The organism is Streptomyces sp. NPDC006265, assembly GCF_040613555.1.
In the GTDB taxonomy this organism is placed as follows: domain Bacteria; phylum Actinomycetota; class Actinomycetes; order Streptomycetales; family Streptomycetaceae; genus Streptomyces.
This window is the reverse complement of sequence record NZ_JBEXSH010001524.1, coordinates 1-1,072: the sequence shown is the minus strand read 5'-3', so window position 1 is coordinate 1,072 and position 1,072 is coordinate 1. Positions and strand designations below refer to the sequence as shown.

The 1,072-nt window shown below is 78.7% G+C and carries 1 pseudogene; it reads right to left on the bottom strand.

Features of this window, described 5'->3' with window-relative positions:
- Window positions 1–93: 93 nt before the first annotated feature.
- Window positions 94–1,072, bottom strand: a pseudogene (locus ABZ281_RS50355) (hypothetical protein); the annotation flags it as partial.

Genomic DNA, 1,072 nt, shown 5'->3' with positions numbered 1-1,072 from the left:
AGTGGCCCGAGGGCCCGGCTGGGCCAGTGGCCCGAGGGCCCGGCTGGGCCAGTGGCCCGAGGGCCCGGCTGGGCCAGTGGCCCGAGGGCCCGGCTACGACGTGACCGGGCTCGGGTCGCCGCTGTCCGACGGCGGTGGAGTCGAGCCCGTGGGGTCGGTCGGGGCCGGGTCCGTCGGCGTGGGCGTGGGGTCCGGGTCGGTCGACGGGGGCGGAGTGGTCGGCGTGGGGTCCGGGTCCGGGGCGGAGGTCGTGGGCGTCGGGTCGGGGTGCGTCGGGTGCGGGTCGCCCGGGCCGCCGGGGCGGGGATCCGGGCCGGGGGCGGAGGGGCTGGGCGCGCTGCCGTAGCCCTCGATGTGGACGACGGCGCCCGCCGGTGCGACCGCGACCTGCGCGTGCCAGGGGCCCGCGGGCTCCCGCAGATGGTCGACGTACACCTTGATCGTCAACGACTCGCCGGGCCGGAGCGTGCCCGAGGACTGGCTGAGGTAGAGCCAGAGGGCTCCCGTGGACGCGGACCAGCGGACGGGGGCCGGGCCGCTCGCGGTCAGGGTGACCAGGGTGGTGTCGCCGCTGTTGTCGGCCGTGACCTCCAGGGCGCTCTCGCGTCCCGCGCCGGCGACGCCGATGACCTCGACGGAGACGTCGGCCTTGCCGTCCTTGCCGAAACGGGGGCCGGGGCGGGTGCTGGCGTTGCCGGTGTTCTCGTAGCCGCCGCCCGCCATCTCGCCGTCCAGGCCGAACGGGTCGTCCGCCTCGCGCGCGGAGGCCGAGCGGCCGTCCTGGCCCTCGCCGATCGGGGTGCCCCGGTAGGCGGCCCACAGGGCGAGGACGGGAGCGGCCACGACGGTGGCGACGACGGTCGTGGTGATGGCACGCGCGCGGAGGCGGTCCCTGCGGGCCGCGTGGTCCTTGGGGTCCATCGGGAAGCCGCGCCGGTCGAAGCGGGGTGCGGCGTTCCGCGCGCGCGGGTGGTGGCCCATCGCCCCGTGCAGGGGCGCGGGGGGCGCGGGCAGAACGGGGAGTTCGGCGGGGGTGTCGGGGGTGGGGGGCCCGCGGCCGGGGTTGGCGCGG